The organism is Streptomyces sp. NPDC051563 (assembly GCF_044454225.1).
Classification (GTDB): Bacteria; Actinomycetota; Actinomycetes; order Streptomycetales; family Streptomycetaceae; genus Streptomyces.
Map to the genome: position 1 here is coordinate 150,101 of NZ_JBITDL010000002.1, position 14,339 is coordinate 164,439.

The window sequence follows — 14,339 nt, forward strand, 5'->3', positions numbered from 1 at the left end:
GGTGTAAAGATCCCGAACTATGCAGCTAGTCCGACAAAAGGAACATAAGACGCTTCACGGTCACCGGATCGCGGCAGTCACGCGCGGCCGGTTGGGTACGGCCGCGACGGCCGTACTGCTCGTCGCCGCCCTCGGCACGGGTTGCGGAGCCGGTGGGTCCCAGACTCCGGACAAGGCGGCGAAGGCGAAGGCCGCCGCGGGCGCCGCGGGCGAGCAGGCCGGAGCGGCCGGCGCGCTCGGCAACTACGCCGAGAAGCTGAAGGCCCTCCAGCAGGCGCGGATCGTCGCCGCGAAGAAGTGGGGGCTGGCCAAGCCCCCGCTGATCGCCCCGCAGGCGCCCAAGCAGAAGCCGGAGATCACCACCCGCGAAGGCTTCGAGGTCGAGGGCCAGGACGAGCTGCCCCCCGTCTTCACCACCATCCCCACGGAGGAGAAGGTCGTCTTCCTGACGATCGACGACGGGGCCGAGAAGGACCCCGAGTTCCTGAAGATGATGCAGGAGCTGAAGCTCCCGTACACCGCCTTCCTCAGCGACTACCTGGTCCGGGACAACTACCCGTACTTCAAGGAGATGCAGGCGGCGGGCGTCACGCTGAACAACCACACGCTCAACCACCGCTACATGCCGGCGCTGTCGTACGAGAAGCAGCGCCAGGAGATCTGCGGACAGCAGGACACGATCGAGAAGACCTTCGGCAAGCGTCCGACGCTCTTCCGGCCGCCGTACGGGAACTACAACGAGGACACGCTGCGCGCGGCCAAGTCCTGCGGGGTCAAGGCCGTTCCGCTGTGGGCCGAGGAGGCCTTCCCGAACCGGATGGACTGGCGGGAGTGGGACAAGGACCTGCACCCCGGTGACATCATCCTCACCCACTTCCGGGGCAAGGAAGACTGGAAGGGGAGCATGACTGACATGATCCGTCATGTCATGAAGACCGTCACGGACAAGGGCTATTCCGTGGGCCGCCTGGAGGACTACTTGTGAAGCACGCGCGCCGGTTCGTAGCCGGAACGCTGACGGCCGGCGCGCTCGCGCTGTCCCTGACGGGGTGCGGGGACAGCGTGGACCCCATCGAACGAATGGGGCGCAAGACCACGGAGGCCAGGGCGACCCCGTCGCCCTCCGGGGCGGCCTCCCCCTCCGCCCCGGGCGGGGGACCGGCGGCCGCGGCGGACGAGGCGTACAAGAAGTGGGGCCTCAGCGGCCCCCTCCAGTACGCGCCCAAGCCGGCCGCCAAACCCCTCATTCCGCCGGCCAAGGCGGGCCGGGTCCAGGTCATCGACCGAATACCCGTCCCGGCGGACGACAAGGTCGTCTTCCTGACGTTCGACGACGGAGCCGAGAAGAACCCCGAGTTCCTGAAGATGGCCGCCGACCTGAAGCTGCCGATCAGCATGTTCCTGACGGACGACATCGCCTCGTCGGACTACGGCCACTTCGAAAAGCTCCGCGACAACGGCTCCGGCAGCACGATAAACAACCACACGCTGACGCACCCGAATCTGCGCACCCTGTCCTTCGAGGCGCAGAAGAAGGAGATATGCGGGCAGCAGGAACGCCTGGAGAAGCGCTTCGGCACGAAGCCGACCCGCTTCCGGCCGCCGTACGGGAACTACAACGACGACACCCTGCGGGCCGCGCACGAGTGCGGCATATCGCAGCTCCTCCTGTGGCGGGTGTCGATGCAGATCAACAACTTCCAGTACGCCGAGGGCTCCGCCCTCAAACCGGGTGACATCGTCCTGGCCCACTTCCGCGGCCCCGCCGAGCTCAAGGGCGCGACGGAGATCCAGATGGCGACCCGGATGCTCCAGCGGATACAGGAGCAGGGCTACCGGATCGGGCGGCTGGAGGACTACCTCTAGGCGCCCCCGGCAGGGCATCTGGCGCCGCCGCCGGTTTTCTGACGCCCCGGCCGGGCCCTCTAGGGACCCGCCCCCGGGCCCGCCGCCGCCATCGCCGGCGTGATCGTCGTCTCCACCGGGCCCCGGGCGTCCGCCTCGCGTTGTCGCTCGGTGCTGTCGGAGATGCGCAGCAGCAGGGCGATCATGATCCAGTTGGCCAGGAGGGACGAGCCGCCCGCGGCCAGGAAGGGCAGTGCCTTGCCGGTCAGCGGGATCAGCCCCGTGACCCCGCCCGCCACGATGAAGACCTGAAGGGCCAGCGCCGACGACAGGCCCACCGCCAGCAGCTTGCCGAACGGGTCGCGGGCGCCCAGCGCCATCCGCAGCCCGCGCTGCACGAGGAGGGCGTAGAGGATCAGGACGGCCATGACCCCGGCCAGGCCGAGCTCCTCGCCCACTGTCGTCAGGATGAAGTCGCTGCGGCCCGCGAACTTGATCAGTTCCGGATGGCCCAGGCCGAGTCCCGTGCCGGAGATCCCGCCCGTGCCGAAGCTGAACAGGGCCTGCGCCGACTGGTCCGAGGAGACGCCCGGCGGCCTGACCTTCCAGTAGTACGACAGCGGGTTCAGCCAGGCAGCCACGCGGGCCTGGACGTGCGGCTCCGTCATGCCCACCACGAAGGCGCCCGCCGAGGCGAGGACCAGGCCGCAGACGATCCAGCTGGTGCGCTCCGTGGCCACGTAGAGCATGACCACGAAGACGCCGAAGAAGAGCAGCGAGGTGCCGAGGTCGCGCTCGAAGACCAGCACCAGCAGCGAGATGATCCACACCGTGATCAGGGGGCCGAGCTGGCGCATCGGCGGCAGCCGCATGCCCAGGAACTTGCGTCCCGACAGGGCCAGCGCATCGCGGTGGATCACCAGGTAGCCCGCGAAGAACACCGCGATCATGATCTTCACGAACTCGCCCGGCTGCACCGAGAGCCCGCCGAACTTGATCCAGCGCTTCGCCCCGTAGGTGTCCGCGCCGAAGAAGGCGGGCGCGATCAGCGCCACCAGCGCGACGGCCATCGTGATGTAGATGAACCGCTGGAGCAGCCGGTGGTCGCGCAGCAGTCCCAGCACCGCGATGCAGGCCGCGACGCCGATCACCGTCCACATCAGCTGGCCCGGCGCCGTCGCCGGTGAGTTGTACCGGTCGAGGTACCCCTGGTCGAGACGGTGCAGCAGCACCAGCCCGAGCCCGGTCAGCAGCAGGGCCAGCGGGAAGATCAGCGGATCCGCGTACGCCGCGAACCGGCGCACGGCCAGGTGCCCCACCAGCGCGAGCAGCGTCATGCTGACCACGAAGCCGGTGAGGCCGGGCGGGAGCTCGTCGTTCATCGCCAGGCCCGCGCAGATGTGGCCGGAAATGGTCACGCCGAGGACGAGGACGAGGAGCAGTGCTTCCGTGCGGCGGCGCGCGCCCGCCGAGGTCAGGGGCTTCAGTCCACGCACGGGACGCCGCCGCCGTCGATGGCGGGGGTTCCGCTGCTGCTCGGGGAGGGGGCGGGCGCGGGGGCCGGCGCGGAGCTCGCGGGGCCGGAGCCCCGGGACGAGGCCGGGGCGGAGCCCTGCGGGGTGTTGGGCGCACCCGGTGAGGAGGGAGCGGCGCCAGGCGCGCTCGGGCTCGCAGAGGCCCCGGGCCCGATCCGCTCGGCTATGAACCGCTTTATCTTCATATCATCTACGACGTTTATCTCCGCGCCGTGGTTCCGTTCGAAGCCCTCGATGGGAAGGGTCACAAACTCCACGTTGCCCCCGGACAGGTTCTTCGCCTGCTTCACGAACGACAGCAGGTCCCATCCCTGATCGGTCACGACGTCCTGCTTCGCCGAGTCGATCAGCTTCATCAGCTTCACCGGATCGGTGAAGGTCCCGGCCTGGTTCAGCTGGTAGGTGGCCCCCGCCAGGAACGCCTGCTGCCGCCTCGTCCGGTCCAGGTCCCCCATGGACAGACCGTGCCGCTGCCGTACGAAGGCCAGCGACTGCTGCCCGTTCAGCGTCTGCCGCCCGGCCGGGAAGTCGGCCCCCGAGTAGCCGTCCTTCACCGGCTTCTTCAGACACACCGGTACGCCGCCCAGCGCGTCCGCCAGGTGGTAGAAACCGGCCAGGTTCAGCTCGGCGAAGTGGTCGATCGGCACGCCCAGGAAGCTGCGCACCGTCTCCAGCTCGGCCTTGCGGCCCGCCTCGCGGCCCTCGCGCTCCAGCTGCCGCCGGTCCGTGACCCCCTTGGCCGCGAGCTGGTCCTCGGCCTTGGCCTTCGCCCGCCCGTACGCCTCCTTGATCTTGGCCTTGCCGGTGAACCCGGGCACCCCGTGCAGCTGCACGAAGTCGTCGCGCGGCACCGAGAAGGCCTTCGCCCGACCCCCGCCGGCCGGGACGTGCAGCAGGATCAGCGTGTTGGTGTTGTAGCCGCCGACCTCGGAGCTCGCACCGGCGTGCAGCTTCTCGAGGATCGCCGGCGGGAGGTCCTCGCCGTTCTGGTCCCGGCGGCTGTCCAGACCCATCAGCAGGATGTTCACATCGCCGGACTTCGACTTCTCGGCGCCCTCCAGGGCCTTGGAACTGCCGATGCTGGAGGCGAGGTCGTCGTAGAGGTACCAGGCGGTCGCCCCCGCGAGCACCACCAGGGCGCAGCCGGTCGCCAGCAGGGTGCGGGTGAGCCGGAGGCGGCGGCTTCGGCTGCGGCCGCCGCGGGACACGGACACCGGCGGCTTCGGGTCGCGGGGCTTCCTGCGATGGGCACTCATGCCTGTCGATGCTGGGGGAGCGGTGCTGAAGGAACCCTGAGGGTCCTGAAGACACCTTCAGGGGCGGCCGCGCCACGCCCCTCAGGAGCCCGCGCGCCCCGGCACGCGCAGCACCAGCCGGGCGCCCCCGGCGGGCGCGGGGAGCGCACGGACCTCACCGCCGTGCGCCCGGGCGATCTCCCGGGCGATGGCCAGCCCCAGGCCGGTGCCGCCGCCGGCCCGGCTCCGGTCCGCGTCCAGGCGCACGAACCGCTCGAAGACCCGGTCGCGGTCGGCCTCCGGGATGCCCGGCCCGTCGTCCGTGACCTCCAGCAACGCCCAGCCGTCCTCGGCGAAGGCCCGGACCGTGACCCCGGTACGGGCGTACCGCAGGGCGTTGTCCACCAGGTTGGCCAGCGCCCGCTCCAGCCGCGCCGGATCCCCGGCCGCCGGTACGGGAGCCCGCGCGTCCAGCCGTAGCGCGACCCCGGGCTCCGGGCGCCGCGCCGCGTCCTCGGCGGCCAGCAGCGCGAGGTCCACCGGCTCGGAGCGCGGCGCGGGCCCGCCGTCGCCGTCCAGCCGGGCCAGCAGGAGCAGATCGGCCGCGATGCGCTGGAGCCGCTCGGTATCGGCCAGCGCGGCCGCCACCGACTCCCGGTCGGGGTCCCGCAGCGCCACCTCCAGCCGGGCCCGGACGGCCGCGAGGGGGTTGCGCAGCTCGTGCGAGGCGTCGGCGGTGAACTGCCGCTGGCGGGCGTCGCTGCGCTCCAGCCGGTCGAGGGTCGCGTTGACCGTCCGGGCCAGCTGAGCGATCTCGTCGGCGCCGCCCGGGTCCGGGACCCGCCGGTCCAGCTCGCTCCCGGTGACCGCCGCCAGCCCGGTGCGGATCGCGGTGACCGGGCGCAGCGCGTGGCCCGTCACCCACCAGGCCAGGAGCGCCGCGAAGGCGATCAGCGGGGGCGCCCCGGCGAGCAGGCCGAGCGCGACGGCCCGGTTGGCGTCGTCGACGTCGCCGAGCACGGTCGCGGCGTAGACGGTGTGCGGATCGTGCGCCCCCGGCGGGCCGGGCGCATCCACCGCGACCACCACGCGCCGCTGTGCGCCGGGGCGCGCGGGCGGCAGGACGGCCGACCGCATGTCCCGGCCGGCCGCGGGGCTCAGCTCCGTGAGCTCCGGGGTGTCCTTCAGGTCCCCGCTGGTGGCCACGACCGCACCGGCCGCGTCCCGTACGAGGACCAGGTCGACCCCGCCCTCGGGCGCGGGCAGCCGGCCTCCGGCCGGAAGGCTCGCGGTGTCGTACTGGGCGGCCACCTTGCGGGCGGCCAGCTCGGTGCGGCCGGTGGTGTTCTCGATGAGGTTGGCGCGCAGCAGGGTGTAGAGCCACAGCCCGCCGGCGGCCAGGACGGCGGCCATCGCGAGGGCGGCGGCCGCGGCGGCGCGGGCACGGAGGCTGCCGAGGCGGCGGGGCCGGGGCTCCGGCGGGGGCTCGGCCGCCGTCCGGGGCTCAGCCACCGTCCGGGGCCATCCGGTACCCGGTGCCGTGCACGGTGAGGATCGAACGCCGCCCGAACGGGGTGTCGATCTTCCGGCGGAGCGAGGAGACGTAGACCTCGACGATGTTCGGGTCGATCCCGTGCGGGCTGTCCCAGACCTCGTCGAGGATGTCCTGCTTGGCGACGGCCCGGCCGGGCTGCTCCATCAGGCAGCCCAGGACGCCGAGCTCCCGGGCCGTCAGCTCGATCTCGTGCGTGCCCCGGCGGCAGCGGCGGCCCGGGGCGTCCAGCACGAGGTCGCCCGCCTGCAGGACGCTGGGCCGGGCGGTGGCGGTGCGGCGGGTGAGGGCGCGGAGGCGGGCGGCGAGGACGACGAAGGAGAACGGCTTCGTCAGGTAGTCGTCCGCACCCGAGTCCAGGCCCTCGGCCTCGTCGTACTCGCCGTCCTTGGCGGTCAGCATCAGCACCGGGGTGGCGACGCCGTGGGCCCGCATCCGCGTGCAGATCTCGTAGCCCGAGAGGCCGGGGAGCATCAGGTCCAGGAGGACCACGTCGTACGGGCCTCCGGTGAGGGCCAGGTCCAGGCCGCGGTGGCCGTCGTGGGCGAGATCCACCCAGTGGCCGTCGGCGGAGAGGCCGCGCCGCAATGAATCGGCGAGGCCGACCTCGTCTTCGACAACCAGGATCCGCATCCCCCAAGCCTCACATACCGGGCACGCCCCCTTTCCTGACGCCCCGCCCGCACGGCTGGGTCGGCCCTGCGGGGCGAAGTCCCCTACCCGCCCTTCCACCGTTCCCCGGGCGCTGCCCGGACCCCGGTCCTCAAAGGCCGGCACACCCCAGCCCCGCCGGCGTTTGAGGCGCAGGGGTCCGGGGACGGCGTCCCCGGCAGCGGTGCCGCGGATGCGGATTTCGGGGGCTCGGGGGCCCCGGGAGGGCCCCGGGCAGGCGGCCCCGGCTGCGAAACCAGCGGCGCGTATTGGCACTCCGCTTGACCGAGTGCTAATCCCCGGAATAGTCTCGCGTCTGGCACTCGCCCCTGGTGAGTGCCAACACGGCGACAGACGGATCCGGCACCCGCGACGACGGATCGACTTGGTCGCCACCTCAGACAATTAACCCCGGATCTCCGAAGCGGAAGGTCAGATCGTGACGACCACCAGCTCCAAGGTTGCCATCAAGCCGCTCGAGGACCGCATTGTGGTCCAGCCGCTCGACGCCGAGCAGACCACGGCCTCTGGCCTGGTCATCCCGGACACCGCGAAGGAGAAGCCCCAGGAGGGCGTCGTCCTCGCCGTGGGTCCGGGTCGCTTCGAGGACGGCCAGCGTCTCCCGCTGGACGTCACCGTCGGCGACGTCGTCCTGTACTCGAAGTACGGCGGCACCGAAGTGAAGTACAACGGCGAGGAGTACCTCGTTCTCTCGGCCCGCGACGTGCTCGCGATCGTCGAGAAGTAATCACTTCTCCAGTTTTGCTTTGAGCTACGCCCCTGGTCACCCCTGCTGATGCCGGGCGGCGAGGGGCGTAGTTCGTTCTTGACAGGCGGTCGCGGTGAGCGGCCGGGGATAGCAACGAGAGGGCTGAACCGCTCCCATGCCGAAGATTCTCAAGTTTGACGAGGACGCCCGTCGCGCCCTTGAGCGTGGCGTCAACAAGCTTGCCGACACCGTCAAGGTGACGATCGGTCCCAAGGGCCGCAACGTCGTCATCGACAAGAAGTTCGGCGCTCCCACCATCACGAACGACGGTGTCACCATCGCGCGTGAGGTCGAGCTCGACGACCCGTACGAGAACCTTGGCGCGCAGCTCGTCAAGGAGGTCGCGACCAAGACCAACGACGTCGCGGGTGACGGCACCACCACCGCCACCGTCCTGGCGCAGGCGCTGGTCCGCGAGGGTCTGCGCAACGTCGCCGCGGGTGCTTCCCCGGCCGCCCTGAAGAAGGGCATCGACGCCGCGGTCAAGGCCGTGTCCGAGGAGCTCCTCGCGACCGCCCGCCCGATCGAGGACAAGTCCGACATCGCCGCCGTGGCCGCGCTCTCCGCGCAGGACCAGCAGGTCGGTGACCTCATCGCCGAGGCGATGGACAAGGTCGGCAAGGACGGTGTCATCACCGTCGAGGAGTCCAACGCCTTCGGCCTGGAGCTCGAGTTCACCGAGGGCATGGCCTTCGACAAGGGCTACCTGTCCCCGTACATGGTCTCCGACCAGGAGCGTATGGAGGCCATCCTCGATGACCCGTACATCCTGATCAACCAGGGCAAGATCTCCTCGATCCAGGACCTCCTGCCGCTGCTGGAGAAGGTCATCCAGGCCGGCGCCTCCAAGCCGCTCCTGATCATCGCCGAGGACGTCGAGGGCGAGGCGCTCTCCACCCTCGTCGTCAACAAGATCCGTGGCACCTTCAACGCCGTCGCCGTCAAGGCGCCCGGCTTCGGTGACCGCCGCAAGGCGATGCTCCAGGACATGGCCACCCTCACCGGTGCCACCGTCATCGCCGAGGAGGTCGGCCTCAAGCTCGACCAGGCCGGTCTGGACGTACTGGGCTCCGCCCGCCGCGTCACGATCTCCAAGGACAGCACCACCATCGTCGACGGTGGCGGCTCTTCCGACGAGGTCCTCGGCCGCGTCAACCAGATCAAGGCCGAGATCGAGTCCACCGACTCGGACTGGGACCGCGAGAAGCTGCAGGAGCGCCTGGCGAAGCTCGCCGGCGGCGTCTGCGTCATCAAGGTCGGCGCCGCCACCGAGGTGGAGCTCAAGGAGAAGAAGCACCGTCTCGAGGACGCCATCTCGGCGACCCGCGCCGCGGTCGAGGAGGGCATCGTCTCCGGCGGTGGCTCCGCTCTCGTCCACGCCGTGAAGGTGCTCGAGGGCAACCTCGGCCTGTCGGGCGACGAGGCCACCGGTGTCGCGGTCGTGCGCCGCGCCGCCGTCGAGCCGCTGCGCTGGATCGCCGAGAACGCCGGCCTCGAGGGTTACGTCATCACCTCGAAGGTCGCCGAGCTCGAGAAGGGCCAGGGCTTCAACGCCGCCACCGGCGAGTACGGCGACCTGGTCAAGGCCGGCGTCATCGACCCGGTCAAGGTCACCCGCTCCGCCCTGGAGAACGCCGCGTCCATCGCGTCGCTGCTGCTCACGACCGAGACCCTGGTCGTCGAGAAGCCGGCCGACGACGAGGGCGACGCCGGTCACGGCCACGGTGGCCACGGCCACAGCCACTGACCTCGTCAGCAGGCACGGCCGGGCAAGCGCGGCCGGTAGGTACGGCACGTAAGCACGGCACGTAAGTACGGCAAAGCCCCGGTCACCGCTGCCAAGCGGTGGTGACCGGGGCTTTCCCGTCCGCCCGGCCGTTGGCTATCCGGGCATCATGCCCATCTGGCGCATCAGGCCCGGGGCGTCGTAGTACCACCAGTCCTCGGCGATCCGGCCGTCCTCCATCCGGCAGGTCGTACAGCCCGACATGGTGAATTCCCGGCCGGTCGGCGCGACCCCCATGAACTCGCCCTTGTGGGTGCCCTTCCAGTCCCACAGGGTGGTGACGCAGTCGCCCTCGGCGACCTGGCGGGTCATGTCGAAGCTCATGTCGAAGGCGGCCCGCCACATGGAGACGGTCCTGCGGAGGCCTTCGCGGCCGTTGCCCTCGCCGGCCTCGTCCATGATGTCGTGGGTGACGTAGCCGGCCGCGATGCACTCCTCGACGGCGTCGAAGTTGCCCTTGCCCGCGATCTCCTCGAAGAAGCGGTTCACGACGAGCTTGTTGAGGTACTCGTCGCGGACCACGTCGAGGTTCATGAACTTCGGCATGCCGTCGCAGAGCGCCACCATCTCCTGGAACATCCGGTCGGTTTCCGGGAGTTGAGAGTTCCTCATGGCCTCTTCGTACGAGGGGAATTCGACGAGGTCCACATAGTGGGTCGTGGAGTCGCGGTCCCTGCCGATGAGCGTGTGGGTGACCGTGCGCCTGCCGGCGGTCTGCTCGGCGTAGCGGTCGATGAGACTGTTCATCTCGTCGAAGCGCCTGGTCTCGTAATCGATCACTTGTACGAATGTCATGGCGTCGCCTCCCGCACTGGATGGGACACATCCAGTCTAGGGAGATTTCACCCATATGCCGCGTTTACCCGCAGGTCACCATGGCATTCCTCCCGGGCCCGCTCTACTGAGGGCCGTACTTGCGCCCCGTACGGGAGGACACCCCGCCGAGCAGTCCCCGCGGTGCCACCTTCACCAGCCCCATCAGCGCCTTGTACCGCGGGTCCGGGATCGACACCGTCTTGCCGCGCGCCAGATCGTCCAGGGCGGCCGCCACCAGCTTGTCGGCGTCGAGCCACATCCAGCCGGGGATGTTGTCCGTGCCCATGCCGGCCCGCTCGTGGAACTCGGTGCGCACGAAGCCCGGGCACAGCGCCATCAGCCGTACGCCCGAACCGGCCAGGTCCTTGGCCGCGCCCTGGGTGAACTGCACGACCCAGGCCTTGCTCGCCCCGTAGGTGCCCCGCGGCAGGAAGGCGGCCACCGAGGCCACGTTGATCACGCCGCCGCGGCCGCGCGAGCGCATCGGCTCCACGGCCGCGGAGGTCAGCCGCAGCACGGCTTCGATGTGGACCTTCAGCATGGTGAGCTCGTCGGCCATGGAGACTTCGAGGTAGCGGCCCTTGTTGCCGAAGCCCGCGTTGTTCACCAGCAGGTCCACCGGGTGCTTGCGGTCCGCGAGGCGCTCCTCGACCGAGGCGATGCCCTCTTCGGTGGAGAGGTCGGCGGCCAGCACCTCGGCCTCGATCCCGTGCCGGTCGTGCAGCTCCGTGGCCTGTTCGCCGAGCCGCTTGGTGTCCCGGGCCACCAGGACGAGGTTGTGTCCCTGGGCGGCGAGCCGCCGGGCGAAGGCGGCGCCGATGCCCGCCGTGGATCCCGTAATCAACGCAGTCGTCATAGGCGCAACCTAGTCGCCCTGGTTCCCGTACTTCTCCACATGGGCCAGTGCCTTCTGCCGGGCCTCCGGCTCCAGGGCCTCGCCCGCCGCGAGCGTGCGCGGCAGCAGCTCCCGCTCGGTGGTGAAGGCGCGGAACCAGAACTCCACCGTCACCTCGTGGTCCGGGCGGTGCACGACCTCGATGGTGTCACCGGGGGAGACCGATCCCTCCCGCAGGACCCGCAGGTAGGCGCCCGGCAGGGCCTCCTGGGTGAACCGCTTGACCCAGGCCCTCTCGCCGAGCACCCCCTGGAAGGTCCGGCACGGGATGCGGGCCGAGGCCACCTCCAGGAGCAGGTCGGGGCCCACCTGCCAGCGCTCGCCGAGCAGCGCGCTGTTCACGTCGAGGCCGGCGGTGGTGAAGTTCTCGCCGAAGGTCCCGCCGGGCAGTTCGCGGCCGAGCTCCGCCTCCCACCACTCCAGGTCCTCGCGGGCGTACGCGTACACGGCCTGGTGGTCCCCGCCGTGATGGCGCAGGTGGCAGACGGCGTCCCCTTCGACGCCGCTCGCGCCGACGCCCTTGGGGCCCGGGGCGAAGACCCGTACGGGGCCCGGCGCGGGGATCTTGCCGTGACCGGTCAGCCCGTCCGGGGCGTCGGTGTAGTCGACGGCCGTCGCGCGGCCGAGGTTCACGGAGATCAGATGCATGGCACCAAGTTAGCCGAATGGCCTCAAAGGCAGCCGGGGATTATTCGCGCCGACATCAAAGTGCCCCTTATGCTCGAAGGGTGATCGAGGCACGTCATCTCCGAGTTCTGCGCGCTGTCGCCGGAACCGGGTCCTTCTCCGCCGCCGCCCGCGAGCTCGGCTGCACGCAGCCGGCCGTCTCCCAGCAGATGAAGGCGCTGGAGCAGTCCGCCGGCACCCCGCTGCTGATCCGCACCGGGCGCGAAATGCGCCTCACCCAGGCCGGTGAGGCGCTGGTCCGGCATGCCGCCGGGATCCTCGCCGGGCTGACGGCCGCGGAGGAGGAGGTCGCGGCCATCGCCGGGCTGCGGGCCGGCCGGGTCCGGCTGGTCTCCTTCCCCAGCGGCAGTTCCACGCTGGTGCCGACCGCGCTCGCGGCGATGCGGGCCGAGCATCCGGGGACCCGGATCTCGCTGGTCGAGGCGGAGCCGCCGCGCTCGGTGGAGATGCTGCGCGAGGGCGACTGCGATCTCGCGCTGGCCTTCCGCTACGGCGGCGCCTCCGGATCGGCGGCCGAGTGGGAGGACCTCGTGGTCCGGCCGCTGCTGACCGACCGGCTCGTCGGACTGGTTCCCGAGGGGCACCGGCTGGCGGGGGCGGAGCGGGTGGGCATGGCGGAGCTGGCCGACGAGCCCTGGATCGCGGGCTGTCCGCGCTGCCGCCGCCATCTGGTGGAGGTGTGCGAGGCCGCCGGGTTCACCCCGCGCATCGACTTCGCCACCGACGACTACCCGGCCGTGGTCGGCCTGGTCGGGGCCGGGCTCGGGGTCGCGGTGCTGCCGGAGCTCGCGGTGGAGTCCGTACGGGCCAAGGGCGTGAGCACCCTCGCCGTGGAACCGGCCGTCGAGCGGGAGGTCGTCGCCCTGACCCTGCCCGACCTGGCGCGGGTCCCGGCGGTGGCCGCGACCCTGACCCAGCTGGAGCGGGCCGCCCGGCGCTGAGGGCCGGGCGCCGGCGGCCGGGCAGTGGCGGCCGGGTACTGGCGGCCGGGCACTGAAGCCGGGCGCCCATGGCTCGGGCGCCCGCTGGGCCGGGTGGCCGGACGGGGCCGCCACTCGAAGGACCGTACGGCGGTACGGCCGGTCGGGTGGCAGCCCGGTCAGGGGGCCGGCCCTGTCAGGTGCCCGGCACGCCGGAGCGTGCCGGTGCCGTGGGGGCCGGTGAGGCGAGGAAACGTTCCTTCGGCCGTTTCGGGTGGAGCCCCGTCAGTGCGGAGCGATCGGCGTGCTCGGTCCGATCGCGGTCGTCGCCGGGATCAGGCGGTGGCGGGCGCGGCCCATCAGTTCTTCGCGTTCGTCCTCGGTGAGGCCGCCCCACACCCCGTAGGGCTCGCGGACGGTGAGTGCGTGCGCGGCGCATTCCGAACGCACCGGGCATCGCATGCAGACCTCTTTAGCCGAGGCCTCGCGCGCGCTCCTGGCCGCGCCCCGCTCGCCTTCCGGGTGGAAGAAGAGGGAGCTGTCGACCCCGCGGCAGGCAGCCAGCAGCTGCCAGTCCCACAGGTCGGCGTTCGGTCCGGGGAGGCGGGAGAAATCTGCCATTGGTAGTCCTCTTGGTGCCGGTACTGAGGCGGATACGGTCCATGTCTCCACACCTACTGTCGTAGTAGATGTAAATATGACTCATGGGCGAATCTAGCCTCAGACACGTGCCAAACGGAAGGAAAGCCGCCAAATAGGGCATACCGTCATCTGGAGGACATGTGGCGAGTGGCGCCCGCCTTGTGTTCGCTTCCTCACGTAGAGTGCCGAAGGTGTCCGTCCGACCCGTAACTCTTTCGAGTGACCATCGTTGAGAGTGCGAAGGCGGTTGAACCAAGAAGTTCTCGGACAGGTGTCCGGGGGCATCGACCGCACAGGTGACGATACGTACCAGCCTGGAGGCTCAAGGTGACGCGCATCAGCAGCTGCGGAGGGCGGTCATGACATCCGTCCTCGTCTGCGACGACTCCCCGCTTGCCCGAGAGGCGCTCCGTCGCGCGGTTGCCACCGTGCCCGGCGTCGAGCGTGTGACGACGGCTGCCAACGGCGAGGAAGTCCTCCGCCGCTGGGGTGCCGACCGTTCCGACCTGATTCTGATGGATGTCCGGATGCCCGGGCTCGGCGGTGTGGAGACGGTTCGCCGGCTGCTCTCGGCCGACCCCGGCGCCCGCATCATCATGCTGACGGTCGCCGAGGACCTGGACGGCGTGGCCCTCGCGGTCGCCGCCGGTGCCCGGGGCTATCTGCACAAGGACGCCTCGCGCGCCGAACTGCGGGCCACGGTCACCCAGGCGCTCGCCGACCCGACCTGGAGGCTGGCCCCGCGCCGGCTCCGCTCGGCCGAGATGGGCGCCGCGCCCACGCTCACCGCGCGCGAGATCCAGGTGCTGGAGGGCATGAGCCACGGCCGGTCCAATGCGGAGATCGGGCGCGAGCTCTTCCTCTCCGAGGACACGGTCAAGACCCACGCCCGCCGGCTGTTCAAGAAGCTCGGCGCGTCCGACCGGGCGCACGCCGTGGCACTCGGGTTCCGCTGGGGCCTGGTCCGCTGACCGTGCGACCGCCGGCCCTCACCGGCCGGCGGTGC

The 14,339-nt window shown here is 70.9% G+C and carries 14 protein-coding genes; 6 read left to right on the top strand and 8 right to left on the bottom strand.

Going from position 1 to position 14,339, the window contains the following annotated elements:
- Positions 1-19 precede the first annotated feature (19 nt).
- Both ACIA8F_RS02955 and ACIA8F_RS02960 read left to right on the top strand, forming a co-directional pair.
- Complete coding sequence (locus ACIA8F_RS02955) at positions 20-985, top strand: polysaccharide deacetylase family protein (RefSeq protein ID WP_399376373.1); 966 nt, start codon at positions 20-22, stop codon at positions 983-985.
- Complete coding sequence (locus ACIA8F_RS02960) at positions 982-1,866, top strand: polysaccharide deacetylase family protein (RefSeq protein WP_399376374.1); 885 nt, start codon at positions 982-984, stop codon at positions 1,864-1,866. The genes ACIA8F_RS02955 and ACIA8F_RS02960 overlap by 4 nt, the downstream gene beginning before the upstream one ends.
- A gap of 59 nt (positions 1,867-1,925) precedes the next feature.
- Here ACIA8F_RS02960 and ACIA8F_RS02965 read toward each other — a convergent pair whose 3' ends face one another.
- The 4 genes from ACIA8F_RS02965 to ACIA8F_RS02980 all read right to left on the bottom strand — a co-directional run bounded on the left by ACIA8F_RS02965 (position 1,926) and on the right by ACIA8F_RS02980 (position 6,800).
- Positions 1,926-3,341 carry an FtsW/RodA/SpoVE family cell cycle protein gene (locus ACIA8F_RS02965; protein ID WP_399376376.1) on the bottom strand — a complete coding sequence of 472 codons (1,416 nt, stop codon included), beginning with the start codon at positions 3,339-3,341 and terminating at the stop codon, positions 1,926-1,928.
- Complete coding sequence (locus ACIA8F_RS02970; protein ID WP_399376377.1) at positions 3,329-4,636, bottom strand: LCP family protein; 1,308 nt, start codon at positions 4,634-4,636, stop codon at positions 3,329-3,331. Before ACIA8F_RS02970 ends, ACIA8F_RS02965 begins: the two co-directional genes overlap by 13 nt.
- 81 nt (positions 4,637-4,717) lie before the next feature.
- Positions 4,718-6,127 (bottom strand): sensor histidine kinase, encoded by a 1,410-nt coding sequence (locus ACIA8F_RS02975; RefSeq protein WP_399376378.1) that lies wholly within the window; start codon positions 6,125-6,127, stop codon positions 4,718-4,720.
- Positions 6,120-6,800, bottom strand: coding sequence for a response regulator transcription factor (locus tag ACIA8F_RS02980; protein ID WP_399376379.1), 681 nt, complete (start codon positions 6,798-6,800; stop codon positions 6,120-6,122). Before ACIA8F_RS02980 ends, ACIA8F_RS02975 begins: the two co-directional genes overlap by 8 nt.
- A 457-nt stretch (positions 6,801-7,257) precedes the next feature.
- Between ACIA8F_RS02980 and groES the strand changes: the two genes are divergently transcribed.
- Together groES and groL are read left to right on the top strand one after the other, a co-directional pair.
- Positions 7,258-7,566 carry a co-chaperone GroES gene (gene groES / locus ACIA8F_RS02985; RefSeq protein ID WP_008739621.1) on the top strand — a complete coding sequence of 103 codons (309 nt, stop codon included), beginning with the start codon at positions 7,258-7,260 and terminating at the stop codon, positions 7,564-7,566.
- A 136-nt stretch (positions 7,567-7,702) separates the two neighbouring features.
- On the top strand, positions 7,703-9,334 hold the full coding sequence (gene groL, locus ACIA8F_RS02990; RefSeq protein WP_399376381.1) for a chaperonin GroEL: 1,632 nt from the start codon (positions 7,703-7,705) through the stop codon (positions 9,332-9,334).
- A gap of 135 nt (positions 9,335-9,469) precedes the next feature.
- On the opposite strand, the gene ACIA8F_RS02995 is transcribed toward groL, so the two are convergent.
- The 3 genes from ACIA8F_RS02995 to ACIA8F_RS03005 form a co-directional block, all read right to left on the bottom strand.
- Positions 9,470-10,168, bottom strand: a complete 699-nt coding sequence (locus ACIA8F_RS02995) for an ester cyclase (protein ID WP_399376382.1) — start codon at positions 10,166-10,168, stop codon at positions 9,470-9,472.
- Positions 10,169-10,271: 103 nt separating this feature from the next.
- Positions 10,272-11,045 carry an SDR family NAD(P)-dependent oxidoreductase gene (locus tag ACIA8F_RS03000; RefSeq protein ID WP_399376383.1) on the bottom strand — a complete coding sequence of 258 codons (774 nt, stop codon included), beginning with the start codon at positions 11,043-11,045 and terminating at the stop codon, positions 10,272-10,274.
- A 9-nt stretch (positions 11,046-11,054) separates the two neighbouring features.
- A complete protein-coding gene (locus tag ACIA8F_RS03005; RefSeq protein ID WP_399376384.1) occupies positions 11,055-11,732 on the bottom strand; it encodes an MOSC domain-containing protein in 678 nt (225 codons plus the stop codon).
- Positions 11,733-11,812: 80 nt separating this feature from the next.
- Here ACIA8F_RS03005 and ACIA8F_RS03010 point away from each other — a divergent pair, with 80 nt between their 5' ends.
- The gene (locus ACIA8F_RS03010) at positions 11,813-12,712 is read left to right on the top strand and encodes a LysR family transcriptional regulator (protein ID WP_250744120.1); all 900 of its coding nucleotides are present in this window, start codon (positions 11,813-11,815) and stop codon (positions 12,710-12,712) included.
- Positions 12,713-12,976: 264 nt separating this feature from the next.
- Here the strand turns inward: ACIA8F_RS03010 and ACIA8F_RS03015 are convergent, their stop codons facing one another.
- Complete coding sequence (locus ACIA8F_RS03015; RefSeq protein ID WP_399376385.1) at positions 12,977-13,312, bottom strand: WhiB family transcriptional regulator; 336 nt, start codon at positions 13,310-13,312, stop codon at positions 12,977-12,979.
- Between the two features lie 380 nt (positions 13,313-13,692).
- Here ACIA8F_RS03015 and ACIA8F_RS03020 point away from each other — a divergent pair, with 380 nt between their 5' ends.
- A complete protein-coding gene (locus ACIA8F_RS03020) occupies positions 13,693-14,304 on the top strand; it encodes a response regulator transcription factor (protein ID WP_003948568.1) in 612 nt (203 codons plus the stop codon).
- Positions 14,305-14,339 lie beyond the last annotated feature (35 nt).